17 protein-coding genes are annotated in these 20,993 nt (G+C 71.4%); 9 read left to right on the top strand and 8 right to left on the bottom strand.

Annotated elements, in window-relative coordinates:
- The coding region (locus tag ACTWQJ_RS04480) for a DEAD/DEAH box helicase (RefSeq protein ID WP_443305289.1) at positions 1-1,824 on the bottom strand (1,824 nt) is incomplete at its 3' end.
- A gap of 321 nt (positions 1,825-2,145) precedes the next feature.
- On the opposite strand from ACTWQJ_RS04480, the gene ACTWQJ_RS04485 reads away from it, so the two are divergent.
- Positions 2,146-2,907, top strand: coding sequence for a ferritin-like fold-containing protein (locus ACTWQJ_RS04485; RefSeq protein ID WP_443305316.1), 762 nt, complete (start codon positions 2,146-2,148; stop codon positions 2,905-2,907).
- Between the two features lie 71 nt (positions 2,908-2,978).
- On the opposite strand, the gene ACTWQJ_RS04490 is transcribed toward ACTWQJ_RS04485, so the two are convergent.
- The 4 genes from ACTWQJ_RS04490 to ACTWQJ_RS04505 all read right to left on the bottom strand — a co-directional run bounded on the left by ACTWQJ_RS04490 (position 2,979) and on the right by ACTWQJ_RS04505 (position 4,888).
- Complete coding sequence (locus ACTWQJ_RS04490) at positions 2,979-3,248, bottom strand: hypothetical protein (RefSeq protein WP_443305290.1); 270 nt, start codon at positions 3,246-3,248, stop codon at positions 2,979-2,981.
- Positions 3,249-3,442: 194 nt separating this feature from the next.
- Complete coding sequence (locus ACTWQJ_RS04495; protein WP_385510725.1) at positions 3,443-3,670, bottom strand: DUF3107 domain-containing protein; 228 nt, start codon at positions 3,668-3,670, stop codon at positions 3,443-3,445.
- 150 nt (positions 3,671-3,820) lie between these two features.
- Positions 3,821-4,468, bottom strand: coding sequence for a TetR/AcrR family transcriptional regulator (locus tag ACTWQJ_RS04500; RefSeq protein ID WP_409469842.1), 648 nt, complete (start codon positions 4,466-4,468; stop codon positions 3,821-3,823).
- 195 nt (positions 4,469-4,663) lie between these two features.
- Complete coding sequence (locus ACTWQJ_RS04505; RefSeq protein ID WP_443305291.1) at positions 4,664-4,888, bottom strand: hypothetical protein; 225 nt, start codon at positions 4,886-4,888, stop codon at positions 4,664-4,666.
- Positions 4,889-5,107: 219 nt separating this feature from the next.
- Between ACTWQJ_RS04505 and ACTWQJ_RS04510 the strand changes: the two genes are divergently transcribed.
- The 7 genes from ACTWQJ_RS04510 to moeZ all read left to right on the top strand — a co-directional run bounded on the left by ACTWQJ_RS04510 (position 5,108) and on the right by moeZ (position 13,955).
- Positions 5,108-6,130 carry an alpha/beta fold hydrolase gene (locus tag ACTWQJ_RS04510; RefSeq protein WP_443305292.1) on the top strand — a complete coding sequence of 341 codons (1,023 nt, stop codon included), beginning with the start codon at positions 5,108-5,110 and terminating at the stop codon, positions 6,128-6,130.
- Between the two features lie 8 nt (positions 6,131-6,138).
- Positions 6,139-7,581: a DUF3152 domain-containing protein gene (locus ACTWQJ_RS04515; RefSeq protein ID WP_443305293.1), complete on the top strand. Its 1,443-nt coding sequence runs from the start codon at positions 6,139-6,141 to the stop codon at positions 7,579-7,581.
- A gap of 207 nt (positions 7,582-7,788) precedes the next feature.
- Positions 7,789-9,531 carry a DUF3492 domain-containing protein gene (locus ACTWQJ_RS04520; protein ID WP_443305294.1) on the top strand — a complete coding sequence of 581 codons (1,743 nt, stop codon included), beginning with the start codon at positions 7,789-7,791 and terminating at the stop codon, positions 9,529-9,531.
- Positions 9,528-10,781, top strand: coding sequence for a hypothetical protein (locus tag ACTWQJ_RS04525; RefSeq protein ID WP_443305295.1), 1,254 nt, complete (start codon positions 9,528-9,530; stop codon positions 10,779-10,781). Before ACTWQJ_RS04520 ends, ACTWQJ_RS04525 begins: the two co-directional genes overlap by 4 nt.
- A gap of 184 nt (positions 10,782-10,965) precedes the next feature.
- Positions 10,966-11,976: an NAD-dependent epimerase/dehydratase family protein gene (locus ACTWQJ_RS04530; RefSeq protein WP_409469836.1), complete on the top strand. Its 1,011-nt coding sequence runs from the start codon at positions 10,966-10,968 to the stop codon at positions 11,974-11,976.
- Positions 11,964-12,713 (top strand): spherulation-specific family 4 protein, encoded by a 750-nt coding sequence (locus ACTWQJ_RS04535; RefSeq protein WP_443305296.1) that lies wholly within the window; start codon positions 11,964-11,966, stop codon positions 12,711-12,713. The genes ACTWQJ_RS04530 and ACTWQJ_RS04535 overlap by 13 nt, the downstream gene beginning before the upstream one ends.
- 63 nt (positions 12,714-12,776) lie before the next feature.
- Complete coding sequence (gene moeZ / locus ACTWQJ_RS04540; protein ID WP_443305297.1) at positions 12,777-13,955, top strand: adenylyltransferase/sulfurtransferase MoeZ; 1,179 nt, start codon at positions 12,777-12,779, stop codon at positions 13,953-13,955.
- 65 nt (positions 13,956-14,020) lie between these two features.
- Here moeZ and ACTWQJ_RS04545 read toward each other — a convergent pair whose 3' ends face one another.
- The 3 genes from ACTWQJ_RS04545 to ACTWQJ_RS04555 form a co-directional block, all read right to left on the bottom strand.
- Positions 14,021-15,556, bottom strand: coding sequence for an alpha/beta hydrolase (locus ACTWQJ_RS04545; protein WP_443305317.1), 1,536 nt, complete (start codon positions 15,554-15,556; stop codon positions 14,021-14,023).
- A 136-nt stretch (positions 15,557-15,692) separates the two neighbouring features.
- Entirely contained in the window at positions 15,693-17,240 is a 1,548-nt protein-coding gene (locus tag ACTWQJ_RS04550; protein ID WP_443305298.1) for an alpha/beta hydrolase, read from the bottom strand.
- Between the two features lie 211 nt (positions 17,241-17,451).
- Positions 17,452-20,193: a lysylphosphatidylglycerol synthase transmembrane domain-containing protein gene (locus ACTWQJ_RS04555; RefSeq protein WP_443305299.1), complete on the bottom strand. Its 2,742-nt coding sequence runs from the start codon at positions 20,191-20,193 to the stop codon at positions 17,452-17,454.
- A gap of 186 nt (positions 20,194-20,379) precedes the next feature.
- Between ACTWQJ_RS04555 and ACTWQJ_RS04560 the strand changes: the two genes are divergently transcribed.
- A complete protein-coding gene (locus ACTWQJ_RS04560) occupies positions 20,380-20,745 on the top strand; it encodes an MGMT family protein (protein WP_443305300.1) in 366 nt (121 codons plus the stop codon).
- Positions 20,746-20,993: the final 248 nt, after the last annotated feature.

Here is a 20,993-nt window from a genome sequence, read left to right on the forward strand (position 1 = left end):
GGCGGACGGGGTGGCCGCGGGGGTTGCCTCGGCCACGTCGGCCGCTGCCTCCGCGGGAGCGGCCTCCACCGACTTGCGGGTGCGGCGGCGGCGCGGCTTCTCCGGCGTCTCGGGGGCATCCACGGTGGCCGGGCCCTCGGCCGTCGCCACGGCGGTCTCCGCGGCCTCGGGCGCCGTGGGCTCGGCCGCTGCTATGGCCGTCGCCTCCGCCGGGGCGCCGCTACGGGTGCGGCGCCGACGGCGCAGGGTGCGCGGCGCGGCGGCCTCCTCGGCGGGGGTGTCCGTCTCCGGCGTGACCCCGGTGGTCTCGGTCGCGTCCAACGGGGTCCCGCTGCGCGTACGGCGGCGGCGTCGCGGCGTACGGGAGGGACGCTCGCGGTCGGCGGAACGGGACTCGTCCCGGCCACCCCGGCCACCGCGACCGCGCGGACCGCGGCCGCCCGGCTCGCCCAGGTCCTCCAGCTCCTCCGCGTCGAGCCCGGCGCGCGTACGCTCCGAGCGCGGCAGGACGCCCTTGGTGCCCTCGGGAATGCTGAGGTCGGCGAACAGGTGCGGGGACGTCGAGTACGTCTCCGGCGGGTCGTTGAAGTTCAGCTCCAGCGCCTTGTTGATCAGCTGCCAGCGCGGGATGTCGTCCCAGTCGACCAGCGTGATCGCCGTACCGGACGCGCCCGCGCGGCCCGTACGGCCGATGCGGTGCAGGTACGTCTTCTCGTCCTCGGGAGACTGGTAGTTGATGACGTGCGTCACGCCCTCGACGTCGATGCCGCGGGCGGCGACGTCGGTGCAGACGAGGACGTCGACCTTGCCGTTGCGGAAGGCGCGCAGCGCCTGCTCGCGGGCGCCCTGGCCGAGGTCGCCGTGGACCGCGCCGGAGGCGAAGCCGCGCTGCTTGAGCTGGTCGGCGAGGTCGGCCGCGGTGCGCTTGGTGCGGCAGAAGACCATGGCCAGTCCGCGGCCGTCGGCCTGGAGTATGCGGGCGACCATCTCGGGCTTGTCCATGTTGTGCGCGCGGTAGACGTGCTGCGAGATGTTCGCGACCGTCACACCCTCGTCGTCCGGCGCGGTGGCGCGGATGTGCGTGGGCTGCGACATGTAGCGACGGGCCAGGCCGATCACCGCGCCGGGCATCGTCGCCGAGAACAGCATCGTCTGGCGGCGCGCCGGAAGCATGTTGATGATCTTCTCGACGTCGGGCAGGAAGCCCAGGTCGAGCATCTCGTCGGCCTCGTCGAGGACCAGGCACTTGACGTGGTTCAGGTTGAGCTTCTTCTGGCCGGCCAGGTCCAGCAGTCGGCCCGGGGTGCCGACGACCACGTCGACGCCCTTCTTCAGGGCCTCGACCTGCGGCTCGTACGCCCGGCCGCCGTAGATCGCGGTGACGCGCACATTGCGCACCTTGCCCGCGGTCAGCAGGTCGTTGGTGACCTGCGTGCACAGCTCGCGCGTGGGGACGACGACCAGGGCCTGGGGGGCGTCGGTGAGCGCCTCGGGCTTGGCACGGCCGGCTTCGACGTCGACGGGAACGGTGACGCGCTCGAGGAGCGGAAGGCCGAAGCCCAGCGTCTTTCCGGTGCCGGTCTTGGCCTGGCCGATGACATCCGTGCCGGAGAGGGCGACGGGGAGGGTCATCTCCTGGATGGGGAACGGGGTGACGATGCCGACGGCTTCCAGGGCCTCGGCGGTCTCGGGGAGGATCCCGAGCTCTCGGAACGTCGTAGTCAGGGTGCTGCCTCTTCTGTGTGTGCGGTGCGAGGCGAGCGCGGGGGTCGTGTCTGACCGTGCCGGGGACGTCGGCTGCCGCGGGGGCGAGCCGTAGGACACGGGACCTCTGCCAACGCTCAAGAGCCTGCGTACCGCTGAGGGCCCCTCCGATCGTCGTACGCACACTTGCGTACGGTCAGGGAGGGCTGTCGGGTCGGAGCCGATCGGGCCACCGACCGGGCATCCTCATACGTGCGGCCTGTCGAGGTACGACAAATTCGGTCGTACCAGCAGGCGCATTACCACCATACCCCGGATTCGCGCACATGCGATGGCCGATTCGGTCACGTAGTCGTCGTCACACCCGTGGACGCAGTCCTTCGCGTCGTCGTGGTCACACTGATTGACCAGGGACTTCCTCCGCGCGGCAAGCGGGCTATTGTGCGCTTCATGACGACCTCTGACAAGCCTGACAACGCAGCCGAGACCCCCGACGCCGCCGAACACACCGGGGTCGCCGCCCAGGACTGGGCGACCGCCTCCGCCGATCCGCAGTACCGGGCCGCGGTCGTGGACCTGCTCGGTGCGCTCGCCTACGGGGAACTCGCGGCGTTCGAGCGGCTCGCGGAGGACGCCAAGCTGGCGCCGACGCTGGAGGACAAGGCGGAGCTGGCGAAGATGGCGTCGGCCGAGTTCCACCACTTCGAGCGGCTGCGCGACCGGCTCACGGAGATCGGCGAGGAGCCGACGGCGGCCATGGAGCCGTTCGTCGCCGCGCTGGACGGCTTCCACAAGCAGACCGCGCCCTCGGACTGGCTGGAGGGGCTCGTCAAGGCCTACGTCGGCGACTCGATCGCCAGCGACTTCTACCGCGAGGTCGCCGCACGGCTGGACTCCGACACCCGCTCCCTGGTGCTGGCCGTGCTCGACGACACCGGGCACGCCGGCTTCGCCGTCGACCGGGTGCGCGCGGCCATCGACGCCGACCCGCGGGTGGGCGGGCGGCTCGCGCTGTGGGCGCGCCGGCTCATGGGCGAGGCCCTGTCGCAGTCCCAGCGGGTGGTCGCGGAGCGGGACGCGTTGTCCACGATGCTCGTGGGCGGTGTCGCCGACGGCTTCGACCTCGCCGAGGTCGGCAGGATGTTCTCCCGCATCACCGAGGCACACACCAAGCGGATGGCGGCCTTGGGGCTCGCCGCCTAGATCTGAGGCTCTGGGGCCGGCCGCCTGGGTGCGAGGTCGCCCGCGACCGCGACCGCGGCCTCGGCGTCGGCTCAGGCCGTCGCCGAGCGTCGGCGGAGTCTTCCCGCCGGGCGCAGCAGCAGCGACAGGGAGGCGGCGGAGAGGACCGCCGCGCCGACCAGGATCGGCAGGAAACCGCCGGCCTCCAGCGCGCTGTGGGTGACGAAGGCGCCGAAGAGGGCTCCGGCGACGCCGGTCGACAGGACGAGCGGGCGGGCGGGGAGGCGATGCGGCAGGCGCACGGCGTAGACCCATGCGAGGGCCAGGCCGAGGATCGCGGAGCTGAGCGCTTCCAGGAGCATGTCAGGGTCCTCCCCCATAGCCGGCCTGCCCGAAACGGTCGTAGCCCGTCTTACCCCTGACCTGCGGAATGCAATCCTCCCCTGTGAGCGAGATGTGCTCCGTTTGTGGAGGCGAACGCAGGGCGGAAACGACAGGGCCCGGCGGCTTCTGCAAGCCGCCGGGCCCTGTCGTTCGCGTCTGTCCGCAGCGTCCGCTACAGCGCGCCGAAGCCCACCTTGCGCGGGGCCGGCTCGCCGAGCTCGACGTAGGCGAGACGGTCGGCCGGGACCAGGACCTTGCGGCCGTGCTCGTCCACAAGGCTGAGCAGCGTTGACTTCCCGGCCAGCGCCTCGGCCACCACGCGCTCGACCTCCTCGGAACTCTGACCGCTCTCCAGAACGATCTCGCGCGGCGCGTGCTGAACGCCGATCTTGACCTCCACGGCTATGTCCCTCCGAACGGTCAGTGAAGTGCGCGGGCGTCCGCGCCGTACCAGCACACATTAGCCCGGCGAGGGGACGCGCACCCTCCGCGCAAGAACGCCAGGAGCGAACAGTGCACGGGAACAAAACGTCCCGCCCTCCGGCCGGCCTCAGTGCTGCTGCTGCTCGTTGCCGTGCAGCGGGAAGCCCGCGATACCACGCCAGGCCAGCGAGGCCAGCAGCTGAACCGCCTGGTCGCGCGGGACGCTGCGGTCGCTGTGCAGCCAGGAACGGGCCACCACCTGGGCGAGGCCGCCGAGGCCGGAGGCGAGCAGCATCGACTCGGCGCGCGACAGCCCGGTGTCCTCGGCGATCACGTCGCAGATCGCCTCGGCGCACTCGTTCGTGACCTTGTCGACGCGCTCGCGCACGGCGGGCTCGTTCGTCAGGTCCGACTCGAAGACGAGGCGGAAGGCGCCGCCGTCGTCCTCGACGTACGCGAAGTACGCGTCCATCGTGGCTCGTACGCGCTGCTTGTTGTCGGTCGTCGACGCGAGCGCGCCCCGTACGGACTGGATCAGGGACTCGCAGTGCTGGTCCAGCAGGGCCAGGTAGAGGTCGAGCTTGCCCGGGAAGTGCTGGTAGAGCACCGGCTTGCTGACGCCGGCGCGCTCGGCGATGTCGTCCATCGCGGCCGCGTGGTAGCCCTGGGCCACGAAGACTTCCTGGGCGGCGCCCAGAAGCTGGTTCCGACGGGCACGGCGCGGCAGGCGCGTACCCCGCGGGCGTGCCGCCTCTGTCTGCTCGATGGCTGTCACGCCGCCTCCCAAAATCGTCCACATGCGGTGTGCGCCGCGCGGCCATCGTACTTTTCGGTAACCGTGACGTGCGCGCTGAGAGCGCAGAATTTCACGGACCGGACGGCTACGAAAGCCGCATAGAAGGTTTCGAACCGGTGCAGAGCGGGCAAAAGTGCGCCTCGTTCCTCCTCAAGCACTGGGTGTCCGCACGGGTCACCGGTAGTCGTCCTCGTCGAGGGAGACGACCCGGGCCTGCTCCACGAGGTCGGCCTCGTTGGCCCGGGCGGGGTCGACGCCGGTCAGCGGGTCGTCACGGTCCGGGGTGACGTCCGCGTGCTGCTCGGCCGCGTCGACATCGGGGGCCTCGACGTCGTACTCCAGGGCTTCCTCGGTGTTCTCGTCCTCGAAGGTCTCGGGATCGGTCGGGTCAATGGCCATGGTGGGCTCCCTTTCTACGAACGTCCCTGGAAGAAGCAGGGGCCACACGCGGGTGCCCTCTCTACGAGCCTAGGAGACACCCGATCCGGACGCTATGCGATCCGCGTCCGGAACGTCACGCGCTGCGCATCCGCCGGTCTGTGCAGATACGGTGCCGTCCTGCGTGTCTGTGACGGCGAACACATGAACCACGACGTGATCACCTCGTAACATTGCCGCATGTCTTCGACCGAGCTGCCGTATGTGCCCAGCACCAACGTGCTCCCGAAGGTGGCGCCCGTCAGGGTCGCGGAGGGCGAGCGGCTGCGATCGGTCCAACTGCCCGGCATCACACTCACGGTGCGTTCGAGGCCTCCCGCGCGCGAGGGACTGCCACCCGCGCTCTACGTCCACGGCCTCGGCGGTTCCTCGCAGAACTGGTCGGCACTGATGGAACTGCTCGACGCGGACGTCGACTGCGAGGCCGTCGACCTGCCGGGCTTCGGCGACTCCCCGCCACCGGACGACGGCGACTACTCGGTCACTGCGCACGCGCGCGCGGTCATCCGTTACCTCGACGCTTCCGACCGTGGTCCGGTGCACCTTTTCGGCAACTCCCTCGGCGGCGCGGTCACCACCCGCGTCGCCGCAGTCCGGCCCGATCTCGTCCGGACGCTCACGCTGGTGTCGCCCGCGCTGCCGGAGATCCGGATCCAGCGCACCGCCGTACCGACCGCACTGCTGGCAGTGCCCGGCGTGGTCTCGCTCTTCACCCGGTTCACCACCGGCTGGACGGCGGAACAGCGGGTCCGGGGCGTTGTGACGCTCTGCTACGGCGACCCCGGGCGGGTGTCGCACGAGGGCTTTCGCAACGCCGTGGAGGAGATGGAACGGCGCCTGCTACTGCCGTACTTCTGGGACGCGATGGCGCGCTCCGCGCGCGGAATCGTCAACGCGTACACCCTGGGCGGCCAGCACGGGCTGTGGCGCCAGGCCGAACGCGTCCTGGCCCCCACACTCCTCGTCTACGGCGGCCGGGACCAGCTCGTCCGCTTCCGTATGGCCCAGAAGGCCGCCCGCACCTTCCGCGATTCCCGGCTTCTGACCCTCCCGGACGCCGGGCATGTGGCGATGATGGAGTACCCGGAGACGGTGGCGACGGCGTTCCGTGAGCTCCTTGCGGAGGTGGGGTCCGACGGCGCTCCCCCGGGGGCGTCCCGGGCGTCCGCCGACGGGGCCGAGTCCGCGAGCACGGGGAGCTGAGGCGCGAGGTGGGACGCCACAGCCGCCGCGGCCCGGCACCCAAGGGTGCGGCCGCGGACAAAGGGGCTCGTCGGCTGGCACCGGGGCCCTCGGGAGGTCGACAGACGCCGATGCCCGACGGTACGCCGGCGGGTGGGATTCCGCGGATGGCGGACGGCTCGGCGGGGTATGCGGTGCCGCGTTATGCCGAGGGCACGTTGGCGCATGGTGTGCCTCGTCTGCCCGACGGCACTCCCGCGCATGGGTTTCCCCGACTGCCGGACGGCACCCCCGCCCACGGCACGCCCCGTTTCCCCGACGGCACGCCCGCTCACGGCATCCCCCAGGTCCGTGGCGGCCACCCCGAGCAGCGTGAAGGGGGCGGTGGCTGGGGTGAGTTGAGGGGTGGGCCCGGTGGCGGTCAGGGGGTCGCCGTCGGACCGGGGGTTCCACGGCAGCGGTACCTGCCCCCGGGGCCGCGTCAGGAGTACGTCGACGCGTTCGACGAGGACGACGACGTCTTCACCCGTCGTACGCCCGCCTCCTCCACCCTCGCCGAGGACCCGTACGCGTCTGTCACCAGCTGGGACACCGACACCCGGACCGGCACCGACGCCGGCATCGACGACGACGCGCCGCCGACCGGCGAGCCCGTCCCGGCCAAGGGTGCCAAGGGCCGCACGTTCACCGGGATCGCGGCCGCCGCCGTGACCACCGTGCTGGCCGTGATCGTCGCCGGGCAGGTCACGGACGCGGGCGACGACACCGGCGTACAGTCGCAGTCCGCCGCCGACCAGGCCCGGGACGCCCGGGATTCCGCGTCGCGCGGGGACGGGCGGCCGACGCCCTCCGATTCGCCGAGCGCGGTGCCGCTGACGTACGAACAGAAGATGGGCAGGACGTACGAGCTGAGCGCGACGCTCGACGGCTCGGGGAAGTTCGACGCGATCGCCGGGATCGACAAGGCGCCGGGCGTGGGGCAGAAGTACACGTATCGCGTGGACGTGGAGCAGGGTCTCGGCCTCGACGGGGAACTCTTCGCGCAAGCCGTGCAGAAGACGCTCAACGACGACCGCAGCTGGGCCCACAACGGCGGCCGTACCTTCGAACGGATCCACTCCGGCACACCCGACTTCGTGATCACCCTCGCCAGCCCCGGCACCACCGCCGACTGGTGTGCCAGGTCCGGCCTGGACACCACGGTCGACAACGTCTCCTGCGACTCGGCCGCCACCGAGCGCGTGATGATCAACGCCTATCGCTGGGCGCAGGGTTCGAAGACGTACGGCGACGAGATCCACGCCTACCGGCAGATGCTGATCAACCACGAGATCGGCCACCGTCTCGGCTACCAGCACGTCACCTGCGACAAGGACGGCGAACTCGCCCCCGTCATGCAGCAGCAGACGAAGTTCCTCGATCACGACGGGATCAGTTGCAAGGCCAATCCATGGCCGTACCCGGGCAGTTGAGCACGCTCCGCGGAACGTGGCCCTCCGTGCCCGAGTGATCTCCTAGCGCGACGAAACGCGCCCTGCGCGGGAAAGTTACGTCCGTTCACCCCTTTTGGTGGCGCGATGGACAACCGTCCGTCGCGCCACCGGCTTGTCCGCATACGTTCGTCTCGCTGCGAGTCGCCGGACAACGGTGGCTCCCCATACGGGAGATCGGGGGTGCACATGCGCATCGGACTGCTTACCGAGGGTGGCTATCCGTATGTGAGCGGTGACGCCAGGCTCTGGTGCGACCGGCTCGTGCGCGGGCTCGCGCAGCACGAGTTCGACGTCTACGCGCTCAGCCGCAGCGAGCGGCAGGAGGACGAGGGCTGGATCCCGCTGCCGTCGCAGGTCGTCCGGGTGCGAACGGCACCGCTGTGGACTGCCGAGGAGGACCGGGCGGTGGTGGGCGACGGGCGGGCGTACGGGCGCCGCGCTCGCCGGCGGTTCGCCGAGTGCTACGGGGAGCTGGCGGGCGTCCTGTGCGCGGGCGCCCCGGGGGAGGCGTCGGCGGATGCGCCCGCCGCTGAGGCGGACCGTTTCGCCAACGCCCTGTACGGGCTCGCCGAACTCGCCCGCGAAGAGGGCGGCCTGGTGGGGGCGCTGCGCTCCGAAGCGGCCGTGCGCGCCCTGGAACGCGCCTGTCGCGCGCCGGGAGCGCCGCGTACGGCGCACGAGGCGCGGGTGCCCGATCTGCTCGCCGTCGCCGCGCACCTGGAACGCGCCCTGCGCCCCCTCTCGCTCGACTGGTACGAGGACGACGGGCTCGGCTCCGTCGACCTGTGCCACGCGGCGTCCGGCGGCGCGGCGGCCCTGACCGGGCTGCTGGCCCGTCACTTCTTCGGCGTACCTCTGCTGGTGACCGAGTACGGGGTGCAGCTGCGCTCGCACTATCTGGCCGCCGCCACGGAGTCCTCGCCCGCCGTACGGTCCCTGCTCGCCGCCTTCCACGGGCGGCTCGCCGCCGAGATCTACCGGCAGGCCGACTGCATCACGCCCGGCAACGCACACGCCCGCCGCTGGCAGGAACGCTGCGGCGCCGACCGTACGAAGCTGCGCACCGTGTACCCCGGCATGGACGCCGCGCCCTTCGCGGAGGCGGGGGAGTCGCCGGAGCTCGCAGAGCCCGACACGCTGGTCTGGGTCGGCCGCGTGGAACCGACCAAGGACCTGGTCTCCCTGCTGCACGCCTTCGCGGAGGTCCGGGCTCTCCGCAAGGGCGAGCCGGGCGCGCCCCGGACCCGGCTGCGGATCGTCGGCGCTCCTGCCGGTGCCGAGGGCGCGGACTACCTCACCCACTGCAGGGTCCTCGCCGCACAGCTCTTCCCCGACGAGGCGGAGGGCCCGCACGCCGTCGGCGACAACCCCGTCTCCTTCGAGGAGATCGGCGGCCCCGACGCCCCGACCCTCGCCGACGCCTACGCCTCCGGCGCGGTGATCGTCCTGTCCAGCGTCGTGGAGGGCTTCCCGATCGGCCTCGTCGAGGCCATGCTCTGCGGCCGGGCGACGGTGTCCACGGACGTCGGTGCGGTCGTCGAGGTCATCGGCGGGACGGGGCTCGTGGTCCCCCCGCGCAACCCACGGGCGCTTGCCGAGGCGTGCGTGGCGCTGCTGCGCGACCCCGAGCGCCGTGAGCGCCTGGGTGCCGCCGCGCGCGCCCGAGCGCTCGAACTGTTCACCGTCGAGCAGAACGTCGCGGCGTTTCACGGCATTTACCTGGAGATCGTCTCGCGCTGCCCCGTCCCCCGCGTCGTCCTCGGCGACACCGGCGAGCCCCAGCCGTTCGCCGTCCCCGCAGAGGCCCGCGTCGCCGGCCGCTGGACCGACGCCGCAACGCGCGTCGTGGCACGCGGTGGTCCCAGCTGGGCGGCCGGCCCCCCGGTACGCGCCACACTCTCCGTGCCCGCCACAGGAGCAGCCCGATGAACGACCTGGAGAACCTCGACCGCCCCCGCACCCCGGCCGGCCCCGGCGTCGAGGCGCGGCAGAAGGCTCGCGTCGGTGAGGCGCACGGTGGCGCAGCCGAGGGTGAGGCTGCCGCCCCCGGACGGGACGCCGTCGGCACTCCCGTCGCCCACCGTGGCGCCGCCGACCCCGTGAAGGCCCTGATGCACCGTCATCGTGAACTCTGCGAACGGGCCGTGGACCCCCTGGAGATCGCGGCCGGCCTGGAGGCACACGGTGTCACCGACCGCACCGCCGCACGCTTCCGCCACCGGGACGTCTTCTCCCTGGCAGAGGAAATGTACGCCCGTGTCCCGCGCGACGGAGACCCGTCTCGGCGCCCCACACCGACCACAGGTACCCGGCCGCGCGCGGACTGGATCGTCCGCACCCTGCTGCCCGGCACGCTCTGCGCCGCGACCCTGGCAGGCCTGCACCTCACCCACGGCCGGGCACGCCTCGTGCTGGCCGCCGTCGGCACCCTGGCCGTGGCCCTGGCCCTGCGCGCGGCTTTGTCCCGCGGCCCCCTGAGCACGAACCGCACTCCGCCGGGCCCGCACCCGGCACCCGGCGCCCGGACATGGACCTGCTGGCTCGTCGCCTATGCCGTCCTCGGCGACGGACTTCTGCAGGCCGCCGCCTCCGGAGGCCCCGACGGCCTTCCCACCGGCGCCGCGGACAGCCCCTGGCCCCTCACCACCGCCCCCCTCCTGGCCCTCACCCTGGCCTGCGCCCCCGCGGCCTGGAGCGCCCAGCTCTTCGCGGCACGGGCGCGCCACAAACTGACGGCCAGCCGTGGACTCGAGGAGTTCGCCGCCTCCGTACGCCCCCTGCTGCTCGGCACGTTCACGCTGTTCCTGGCCGCCCTGACCGGCCTCCTCGCCCTCAGCGCCGCCACCGTGGACGACCCCGCAGCCCCCTTCCAGACCCTCACCCTCGGCGCCCTCCTCTTCCTCGCCCGGCTCCTCACCATCCATGGCTTCACCTACGCCCCGGCCGTGCTCCTCACCGCGACGGCCACGGCCGAGGCCACAGCCCTGGCCACGCTCTTCGCCGGCCGCCTCCCCCACTGCGACGTCCTTGCCACCCCGGCCCAGACCCTCCTGGACACCTGGGGTCCCGGCAGCATCCCGACCCTCGCCTGTGGAGCAGCGGCCCTCGCCCTGCTGCTGCACGCCTTCCGCAGACTGACCCGCGCCTCGGCGCACGGACGAACGGACGGCCCGTCGTGACCCCGGCAGGCGCCGCATCCGCGCCCACCGCAGGCGGCCTCCCGCCGATGCCGCACGACAGACCCGCTTCACCCCTCGCCGCAGGCGCCCGGCCCGGACGCCGGAGGCAACCGCACCACCCCTTCGAAGGAGAACACCGCATGAGTACCTCCCGATCCGCCAACCTGGCCCCGGGAGCCGCCCGATGAGAGTTCTGCTGATCGGAGCCAATGGCTACCTGGGCCGCTTCGTCGCCGACCGTCTGCTCGCCGACCCGGCCGTCCAACTCACCGCACTCGGCCGCGGCGACGACGCCGACGTCCGATTCGACCTCGCGTCCGGCAGCCCCGGCGCACTCACCCGCTTCCTCGACGCTGTCCACCCCGGCGTCGTCGTCAACTGCGCCGGCGCGACCAGGGGCGGCGCCCGCGAACTCACCCGCCACAACACCGTCGCCGTCGCCACCGTCTGCGAGGCCCTGCGGCGCAGTGGCTGTGGCGCCCGCCTCGTCCAGATCGGCTGCGCCGCCGAGTACGGGCCCAGCCAGCCCGGTTCCTCCACGGCGGAGGATGCGGTTCCGCGGCCCGGTGGACCCTACGGAGTCAGTAAACTCGCCGCCACCGAACTGGTCCTCGGCTCCGGCCTGGACGCGGTCGTCCTCCGCGTGTTCTCCCCGGCAGGCCCCGGTACTCCCGCCGGCTCCCCGCTCGGCCGCCTCGCCGAGGCCATGCGGCGTGCCATGCAGACCGGCGACGGCGAACTCAAGCTCGGCGGCCTCGGCGCCCAGCGCGACTTCGTCGACGTCCGCGATGTGGCTCGGGCCGTCCACGCGGCCTCCCTCTCGGCAGCGCAGGGCGTCATCAACATCGGCTCCGGCCGCGCGGTCCGGCTGCGCGACGCCGCCGCGATCCTCGCCCGTGTGGCCGGCTACGGCGGCGCCCTGCACGAACTCGACGGCCCACCCGGCCCCCTGAGGCCGTCCATCGGCCACCCCAGAGAACCGCTCGGCCACCCCCGCCACGAACCCCTGGGCCACCGCAGCGACTCCGACCACACGGTCCACTCGGCCCCCGTCGCGTACCCCTATCCGGACGGCTGCGGCAGCTGGCAGCAGGCCGATGTACGCACCGCCCGCGACCGGCTCGGCTGGCGTCCCCGGATCAACCTCGAGGAGTCCCTCGCCGACATCTGGATGGAGGCGGCATGTCGTATCTGACCAGCACCAAAGCGGCCACGGCGGGCACCGATGTCCACACCGGCTTAGGCATCCCCGGCTATGCGCACCCCCTTCTCGCCCCCACCGAGTGGGGCGAACTCACGCGCCCCGGCGCCCCCTTGCACTGGGTCGTCCTCAATGTCGCCGACGGTCCCGGCGCCCGCCCCGACCCCCACTGCCTGGAGGCGGCAGGCCGCCTCCGCAATGCGGGGGTCCGCGTCCTGGGGCACCTCGACACCATGTACGGCGCCCGCGGCTTCGCCGAGGCGATCTCGGACGCCCGCCGGTATCTGGACTGGTACCAGGTCGACGGCTTCCTCCTGGGCCGCTGCCCGGCCGAACGCACCGGCCTCCCCGAGATCCGCCGCACGGTAACCACCCTGCGCGCGCTGCGTGACGATGCCCACATAGTCCTCGGCCACGGCACCCACCCGTATCCCGGCTACGCCGAGAACGCCGACCAGCTCGTCACGTTCTCGGGTCCCTGGAGCGGCTACCGCTGGTCGCAGGCGGCCGAGTGGACCGCCGACTATCCGCCCGAGCGGTTCTGCCACTTCGTGCACGGAGTACCCCGCGGCCACCTCGACGAGGCGCTGCGCGTCGCGCGCTGGCAGGGCGCCGCGACGATCTACTTCACCGACCGCACGGACCGCGGCGGCCGCATGGACCCCTGGGAGAGCATGCCCGGCTACTGGGACGAAATCGTCTCGCGGATCGGAACGGGTGTCTCGGAATGAAAAAGGCCGTGGCAGTGTTACGGGGAGAACAACCGTAGTGATTGACCGACCAACGGAGTCCCCGTGTCGCTGCCACCCCTGGTCGAGCCGGCTTCCGAGCTCACCGTAGACGAGGTTCGCAGGTACTCCCGCCACCTGATCATCCCCGACGTCGGGATGGACGGGCAGAAGCGGCTGAAGAACGCCAAGGTGCTGTGTGTGGGCGCGGGCGGCCTGGGCTCGCCGGCCCTCATGTACCTGGCCGCGGCGGGCGTCGGCACCCTCGGCATCGTGGAGTTCGACGAGGTCGACGAGTCGAACCTGCAGCGCCAGATCATCCACAGCCAGGCGGACATCGGCCGCTCCAAGGCGGAGTCGGCCCGCGACAGCGTGCTCGGCATCAACCCGTACGTGAACGTGATCCTTCACGAGGAGCGGCTCGAGGCCGACAACGTGATGGACATCTTCAGCCAGTACGACCTGATCGTCGACGGCACCGACAACTTCGCGACCCGCTACCTCGTCAATGACGCGTGCGTGCTGCTGAACAAGCCGTACGTGTGGGGCTCGATCTACCGCTTCGACGGCCAGGCCTCGGTGTTCTGGTCCGAGCACGGCCCCTGCTACCGCTGCCTCTACCCGGAGCCCCCGCCCCCCGGCATGGTTCCCTCCTGCGCCGAGGGCGGCGTCCTGGGCGTGCTGTGCGCGTCGATCGGTTCCATCCAGGTCACCGAGGCCATCAAGGTCCTCACCGGCACGGGTGAGCCGCTGGTCGGCCGCCTGATGATCTACGACGCCCTGGAGATGCAGTACCGCCAGGTCAAGGTCCGCAAGGACCCCGACTGCGCGGTCTGCGGCGATAACCCGACCGTCACCGAGCTCATCGACTACGAGGCCTTCTGCGGCGTCGTCTCCGAGGAGGCCCAGGCGGCGGCCGCCGACTCGACGATCACTCCCAAGCAGCTCAAGGAGTGGATCGACGACGGCGAGAACATCGACATCATCGACGTCCGTGAGATCAACGAGTACGAGATCGTCTCGATCCCGGGCGCCAGGCTCATCCCGAAGAACGAGTTCCTCATGGGCACCGCCCTGGAGAGCCTCCCGCAGGACAAGAAGATCGTCTTGCATTGCAAGACGGGTGTCCGCAGTGCGGAAGTCCTCGCGGTCCTGAAGTCCGCGGGCTTCTCCGACGCCGTCCACGTCGGCGGCGGCGTCATCGGCTGGGTCAACCAGATCGAGCCGCACAAGCCGGTCTACTGACCCGGCCCTGCTTCCCGTCCGGCGGGGGCTTCGCGCACCACGGGTGCCCGGAGCCCCCGTCGGCGTCATGAGCAGACCTTGCCGTCCTTCGGCACCGTTCCGTTCAGCACATAGGCGTTCACCGTGGAGTCGACGCAGTCGCTCCCGCTCCCGTAGGCACCGTGCCCCTCGCCCTTCCAGGTGAGCACCACACCGACCCCCTTGCCCAGCTCGTCCGCCATCCTGCGGGCGCCCTCGTAGGGAGTCGCCGGGTCGCCGGTGTTGCCCACCACGAGGATCGGCGCCGCACCCGGCGCGCTCACCTCCGGGCTGTCGAACTGCCCGGCCACCGGCCAGTCGTGGCACCAGCCCGCCGTGTCCCAGCCCAGGAACGCCCCGAACACCGGCGAGATCTTCTCGAACTCCGCGAGCAGCCCCTCCGCCTCGTCGGGCGTCGGCCGCTGCTTGTCGTCCAAGCACGATATGACCCGTTGTGAGTGGGTCGTCGTGGTGTAGCGGCCCGACGCGTCCCGCTCGTTGTAGGCGTCGGCGAGCGCCAGCAGCTCGGAGCCGTTGCCCTGCTCGGCCGCCTCCAGGGCGCTGGTCAGAGCGGGCCAGCTGGACTTGCTGTACAGCGGCAGGATGATGCCGGTGAGCGCGAGTGCCTGGGTCAGCTTCCGATCGGTCGACGTCGGCAGCGGCTCCGCGTCGATCCGCTCCAGCAGGTCGGCGATCTTCTGCGAGCCCTGCTGTGGGTCCTGGCCCGTCGACTCGAGGTAGTCGTCGAGCGCGCGCTGGAATCCCAGGGTCTGGTTCCTGGCGTGGCCCACCGCGTCGGCGCTGGGGTCGACGACCGCGTCCAGGACCAGTCGTCCCACGTTCTTCGGGAACAGGTGGGCGTAGACGCCGCCGAGTTCGGTGCCGTACGAGATGCCGAAGTAGTGCATCTTCCGGTCGCCGAGGACCTGCCGCATCAGATCCATGTCGCGGGCGGTGTCGGTGGTGGACACATGCGCCATCAGCTTCCCGGCGGACTCTTCGCAGCCCTTGCCGAAGGCTGCGGCGTCCTGGAAGTACGCCGTCTTCTCGGCCGGGGTGTCCGGGGTGGGGTCCACCGCCTCGGCGGCTTGGATCTCCTTGTCGCCGCGGCAGCGGATGCCCTCGCTGGCGCCCACCCCGCGCGGGTCCCAGCTCACCAGGTCGTACCGCTCGTGGAGCACCGAGACGGTGGAGGAGTACGCCGGCAACGTCGACACGCCCGAGCCGCCGGGGCCGCCGAAGTTGAACAGGAGGGAGCCGATGCGGTCGTCACCGGTCGCCTCGGCACGGATCAGCGCCAGATCGATCGTCGTGCCCTCCGGCTTCGACCAGTCCAGGGGCACCTTGAGTGTCGCGCACTGCCAGTCGTCGCCCGGCGGAGGGGCGTCGGCGGTGGCCTTGCAGTCGCCCCAGTCGAGTTCCTGCGCGGTGAGGGACGGGGGCAGCCCGGACGTGGATTCGCCCGACGAACCGGTGGGTGAGGCGGCCGTCCCCTTTCCGTCGTCGGACGAGCCGCTGCTGCAGCCCGCCGTGAGCAGCGCGGCGGCGACCGTCAGAGCCGTCCACCGTACGAAGCGTGCCATGAACACATCCCCCTCCAGGGCCGCCCGCACTTCGGTCGCGAACGGCAGTCCCGCCATGGTAGGCCGACCGCGCCGCGCCTGCCGCGACCTGTGGATAACCTTTTGACCTGCGGCTTTGTCGGGACCCGGGTCAGGTTCAGGAGCAGACGGTCCCGGCTGCCGGCACCTTCCCGTCCAGCAGATAAGCGTTCACGGCGCCCTGCACGCACTTGTTCTTGCTGTCGTACGCACCGTGCCCCTGCCCCCGGTACGTCAGCTCCACGCCGACGCCGTTGCCCAGTGCCTGGACCATCCTGCGCGCCCCCTCGTAGGGAGTGGCCGGGTCGCCGGTGTTGCCCACGACGAGGATCGGCGCCGCCCCGGGCGCACTGACGTCGGGGTGGTCGGCGGCGCCCTGCACCGCCCAGTCGGTGCAGCTGAGCATGCTCCAGGCCAGGAAGTCGCCGAACAGGGCGGAGGCGGCGCGGAACTCGGGCAGTTTCCGTTCCACGTACTCGGTGGTGTACCGCGGCTTGTCGTCGGCGCAGTTGATGGCGGCGTTGGCCGCGGTGAGATTGCTGTACTCGCCGTTCTGGTTGCGCCCGTTCAAGGAGTCCGACAGCAGGAGCAGGATCTGGCCGTTCCCGTCGTACGCCTGCTCGAGGCCCTCGGTGAGGTACTCCCAGAAGTCCTGCGAGTACAGCGCCTGGGCGATGCCGCTGGTCGCGGCGGTCTGGGTCAGCTCGCGGGGGAAGATGCCCGGGATCGGCTTGCTGTCCAGGTCCTTGAGCAGCTTCGCGATGCGGGCTTTGACATCCTGGGCGCTGTTCCCGACCGGGCAGTCCTCGACCTGTGACACGCAGTGCTCGGCGAAGTTGTCGAGCGCGAGCTGGAAGCCCTCGGCCTGCCCGAGGGAGCCCTGTTCGGGGGTCTCGGTCGGATCGACGACCGCGTCGAAGACGGCCCGGCCCACGTTCTCCGGGAACAGGTGGGCGTAGACGCCGCCGAGTTCGGTGCCGTAGGAGATGCCGAAGTAGTGCAGCTTGTCGTCGCCGAGGACCTGGCGCAAGAGGTCCATGTCGCGGGCCGCGTCCGTGGTGCGCACGTGCGGCAGTATCCGCTCGGAGTTCTTCTCGCAGGCGGCGTTGAACTCCTTGACGTTGTCGACGTGTTCGGTGCGCTCGGTGGCGTCGTCGGGGGTCGCGTCCTGCTGGAAGTAGACGTCGAGCTGCTGGTCGTTCTGGCACCACACCGGGGCGCTGCGGCCGACCCCGCGCGGGTCGAAGCTCACCAGGTCGTAGCGGGTGCGCAACGTCGCATAGTCCGCGCCGAACGCGGGCAGCGCGGTGACGCCCGAGCCGCCGGGGCCGCCGAAGTTGAAGATCAGCGAGCCGATGCGCTGGCTCTCCGCGCCGCTGGTCTGCGCCCGGATCAGCGCGATGTCGATGGTGTCCCCTTCTGGGTCGTCCCAGTCGAGGGGCGCCTTCATGGTCGCGCACTGCCAGTCGCCGCCGTCCGGCAGAGGCGAGGGGGCGTCGCCTCCGCCCTGGGCCTGGGCGGGCGCCGGGCAGGCCTTCCAGCTCAGCTCCTGGGCGGTGAGGTCCTCGTCCTGGGAGCCGTCGTCGCTGCATCCCGCCAGCACGGAGGACAGCAGCACGGCGGTGGCAGTCAGAGCGGCGGCGCGCAGACGGGAAAGGTTTGGCATGCATCCATCGTGCGGTCGCGTGGGGCCGGGCGCTCGGGGCGTGGGCCGTATGAGGGACGCGCGCGTGCGGGTGCGTTGTCGCGTACGCGCGCGTGCGTTTTGACTCAAAGGCGCGCGTGCGGGTGCGTCGTTGCGGTGCGGGACGCGCGTGAGTGTGCGCTGTGGCGTAGGAGCGCGTGCAGGGTTCCCCGCCGTGTACCCGCGATGTGGCCTACAGCGCGCCCTTGCGTGTCAGGTGGTTGAAGGCCAGCCAGCCCGGCAGCACCGGCAGCCACAGGGTCAGCAGGCGGAACAGCAGCACGGCCGGGGCGGCTACCTCGCTGGGCAGGCCGACGGCGATCAGACCGACGGTCAGGGTCGCCTCGACGGCGCCCACACCGCCGGGTGTCGGGGCTGCGGAGCCGAGCGCGTTGCCGGCGAGGAAGACCACGGCGACGCTGGCGATGCTGATGGAGGTGGTCTCGTCGCCGAAGGCGCGGATCGACGCGTCCAGGCACATCACGAAGCAGGCGGTGAGCAGCAGCATGCCGCCGATGCCGGTGACCAGCTTCTGCGGCCGCTGGAGCACGTCCAGCATGCGCGGTACGACACCAGCGAAAAGCGACCGCACGCGCGTGACGACGAATTTCCGCATGAACGGCACCGACGTCACCACGAGCACCAGCACTGCGACCGTCAGCAGACCCGCGATGACAGTCCGGGACGGCGACAGGGACGGTGTTTTTTCGGTACCGGTCAGATAACCGAAGGCCAACAGCATGAGGATGTGGCAGCCCAGCCCGAACAGCTGCGACGCGCCGACGCTGGCCACCGCCAGACCGGGCCGCACCCCCGCGCGCTGGAGGAAGCGCGTGTTGAGCGCGACACCGCCCACCGCGGCCGGCGCAACGATCTTCACGAACGACCCGGCGACCTGGGCCGCCACGGTCCGTGGGAACGGCACCCGTTCGGGCACGAACCCCAGCAGGCTCATCGCGGCGGCAACATAGCTGAGTGCCGAGAACAGCACGGCCGCGATGACCCAGCCCCACTCGGCGTTGGCCACGAGCGGCCCGAACTCGATGTGCGTGAGCTGCGTCAGCAGGAAGTACGCGCCGATGGCTCCGGCGATGAAACTGATCAGCGTGCGCGGTCGCACCCGCTCCAGCCGGGCCGGCTCGACCGGTGCCTGCGGCCTGATCCGCAGCACCTCGTGCCGGATCTGGGTGAGCAGATCGTCCTCGCGCGCCTCCTCCACGGCCTCGTCCATGGCCCGCTTCTCTGCCCTGGCCTGCGCGCGTACGGCCTTCTTGCCGGGCTTTGCCAGTACGACCGCGCTGTCGTCGTCCGCGGCCGCCCCTGCACGGGCCTGCCTGGACTGCCGCGACGCCTCCAGCACCGCCTCCCGCTCGCGCTCGGCGCGCTCCCGGGCCAGTCGCCGCAGGGTCGCGCGTGTGGAGCGGGTGAGCGCGATGGGCTGGAGCATCGGCAGGCAGTCGGCCACGGCGTCGGGGCCGAGCACCGCGACGGCGGAAGCCACTGCCCGCTCGGCGCCGACCCGCAGGGCGAGCGTCGTCATCAGCTGTGCGACGTCCATGCGCAGCAGCAGGTCCCCGGCCGCGATCTCGCCACCGCGCAGATCGGTGAGGATGACCGTGCCGGAACGATCCACCAGGATCGCGTCACCCGCGAGCCTGCGGTGTGCGATGCGCCGGGACTGCAGCGCCTGCACCTGGTGCCAGGTGCTGCGCAGCAGCTCGTCGGAGATCTCCTCCTCGGCCAGCGAGTCGAGGGTGCGGCCGCCGGTGTGCTCGTAGACGAGCATCACGGCGTCGGGGCCCAGTTCGGAGGTGGCGATCAGCTTGGGTGCGTTGGCGCCCGCCGCGATGGCCGCGTACGCCAGCAGTGCCTCCTGCTCCAGTGCCTGCCGCAGCGACTGGAGGCTGCGGCGGGTGGCGAAGCCGCGCAGCGTCAGGTTGCGCCACACCCGGTAGAAGAAGCCCTGTGCCTGTTGCTCCCGGTCGACCACTGTGACGTCCAGTGGTCGACCGTTCTCCAGGGTGACGAAGTAGCGTCGGCCGCGGTCGCCGTTGTCCGCGGCATCCGGGGTCTCCTCGCGCGACGCGCTCACCGGGTGGAAGCCGACCGTCCGCAGGCCCGCCATCAGGGTCCGACCGGTGGGACGGACGTTGGGCGAGCCGACCGCGTACAGCGTGCCGTAGGCGACGGTCCAGCCGATCAGCACCGTCAGGATGATCGAGAACGGTGTCGTGTAGCCGGTGACGAGCATGGAGAAGGCGTCGAGGAGCAGCACGATCCACAGCACGGCCCGCCAGCGCGGTCTGCGGGACATGCCGACGGCCGTCATGTACGCGATGACCGGGGCGAGATAGCCGTGCACCGGGTCGGTCAGGGCGTTGATGTCGCCGGGGGAGGGCTGGGTGAGCGCCTCCTGGATCGAGTCGGGGGCGGCCCGGGCGACCCACAGGTCGGTGGCGAGCGTCACCCCGTGTGCGAGGACCGCCGCGAGCACGCCGTCGGCGATGCGCAGTCCGTCCCGCTTGATCAGCCGTTCGATGGCGAACGCGACCGGAACCAGGAGGATCGCGATGCTGGACGCCAGTCCAGCGATCTTGATGAGCAGGTCGGGTGCCTGACCGGTGCCCTTGTTGATGTCCTGTTCGAGGCCCGAGGTGGTGCCGTGCGCGAACGCGGCGATGGCGATCAGCACGACGATGGCGAGCACGCCGACCAGGAGTCGCATCAGGTCGGAGGGGCGGTGCACGCGCGCGGGGAGCAGCGGTTCGTCGCCCTCGACCTCGTCGATGAGGGTCTCGTCGGCGCGGGCCGCGCCCTTCCCGCTCGGCGGATCGGCCTTCGTCACCGGCTTCTCGTTCGCGTCGGCGGTGTCCGGGCGCGCTGACGCATCAGAGGTGCTCTCCGCGTCCTCGGGCCGCACACCCTGCTGCTTCATCGTCTCTTCTTGATCTCGTATCACCAGTCACCGCCCGCACGATGGTGGCATGCCCCACCGACACACGGGGGCATCAGGGTGCAAATGCGGGAGCGCACAGTCTGCCCCACGGGCCGCTCCACGGCGAGGGTCACGCACAGTGGCGAGCAGGTCACCTTGTCGGTGCCGTGCGGCAGGATGGGGCGAATGAGCGAGGAGAGTCTTCCTGGGGACGCCCTGCCGGAGTACGCCGAGCGGGTCCTCGAGGTCGCCGAACTGATCCCGGCCGGGCGCGTCATGACGTATGGCGACGTCGCGGAGTGGTTGGAGGAGGGAGGCCCCCGCCAGGTCGGCCGCGTGATGGCTCTCTACGGGGGAGCCGTTCCGTGGTGGCGCGTCGTCCGCGCGGACGGCGTTCTGCTTCCCGGGCACGAGCTGGAGGCGCTCGGCCACTACCGCGCGGAGGGCACACCGCTGAAGGAGGCGAGCCGCGCCGCGGAGGGTCACCTGCCGCGCGTCGACATGAGACGCGCGCGGTGGGACGGCGGCGAACGCGCGGAGGGTCACATCTGACAGCTTCCGCCATTGGGCGCGTCCGTGTGTGACGCGTGATCCGTACGAGCGAAACAGTGCACGTCCGTGGCATGACGTACGTTTGTGAGACAAGAGACATACGAGCCACGTGAGTCGCGAGGGAAGAAGCGGAAGCCCTGCTTCCGCCCCTTTCGTCGGCGTAGCGTCGGCTGCGCGTGTCTCCCTCATCCCGCGGTCACCGCCCGCCTCGCGCGTCGGACGGCCCACCCGTCACCCGACCACCACCA

Origin of the sequence: Streptomyces sp. KR55, assembly GCF_052245645.1 — a bacterium.
GTDB classification, from domain to species: Bacteria; Actinomycetota; Actinomycetes; order Streptomycetales; family Streptomycetaceae; genus Streptomyces; species Streptomyces flavusporus.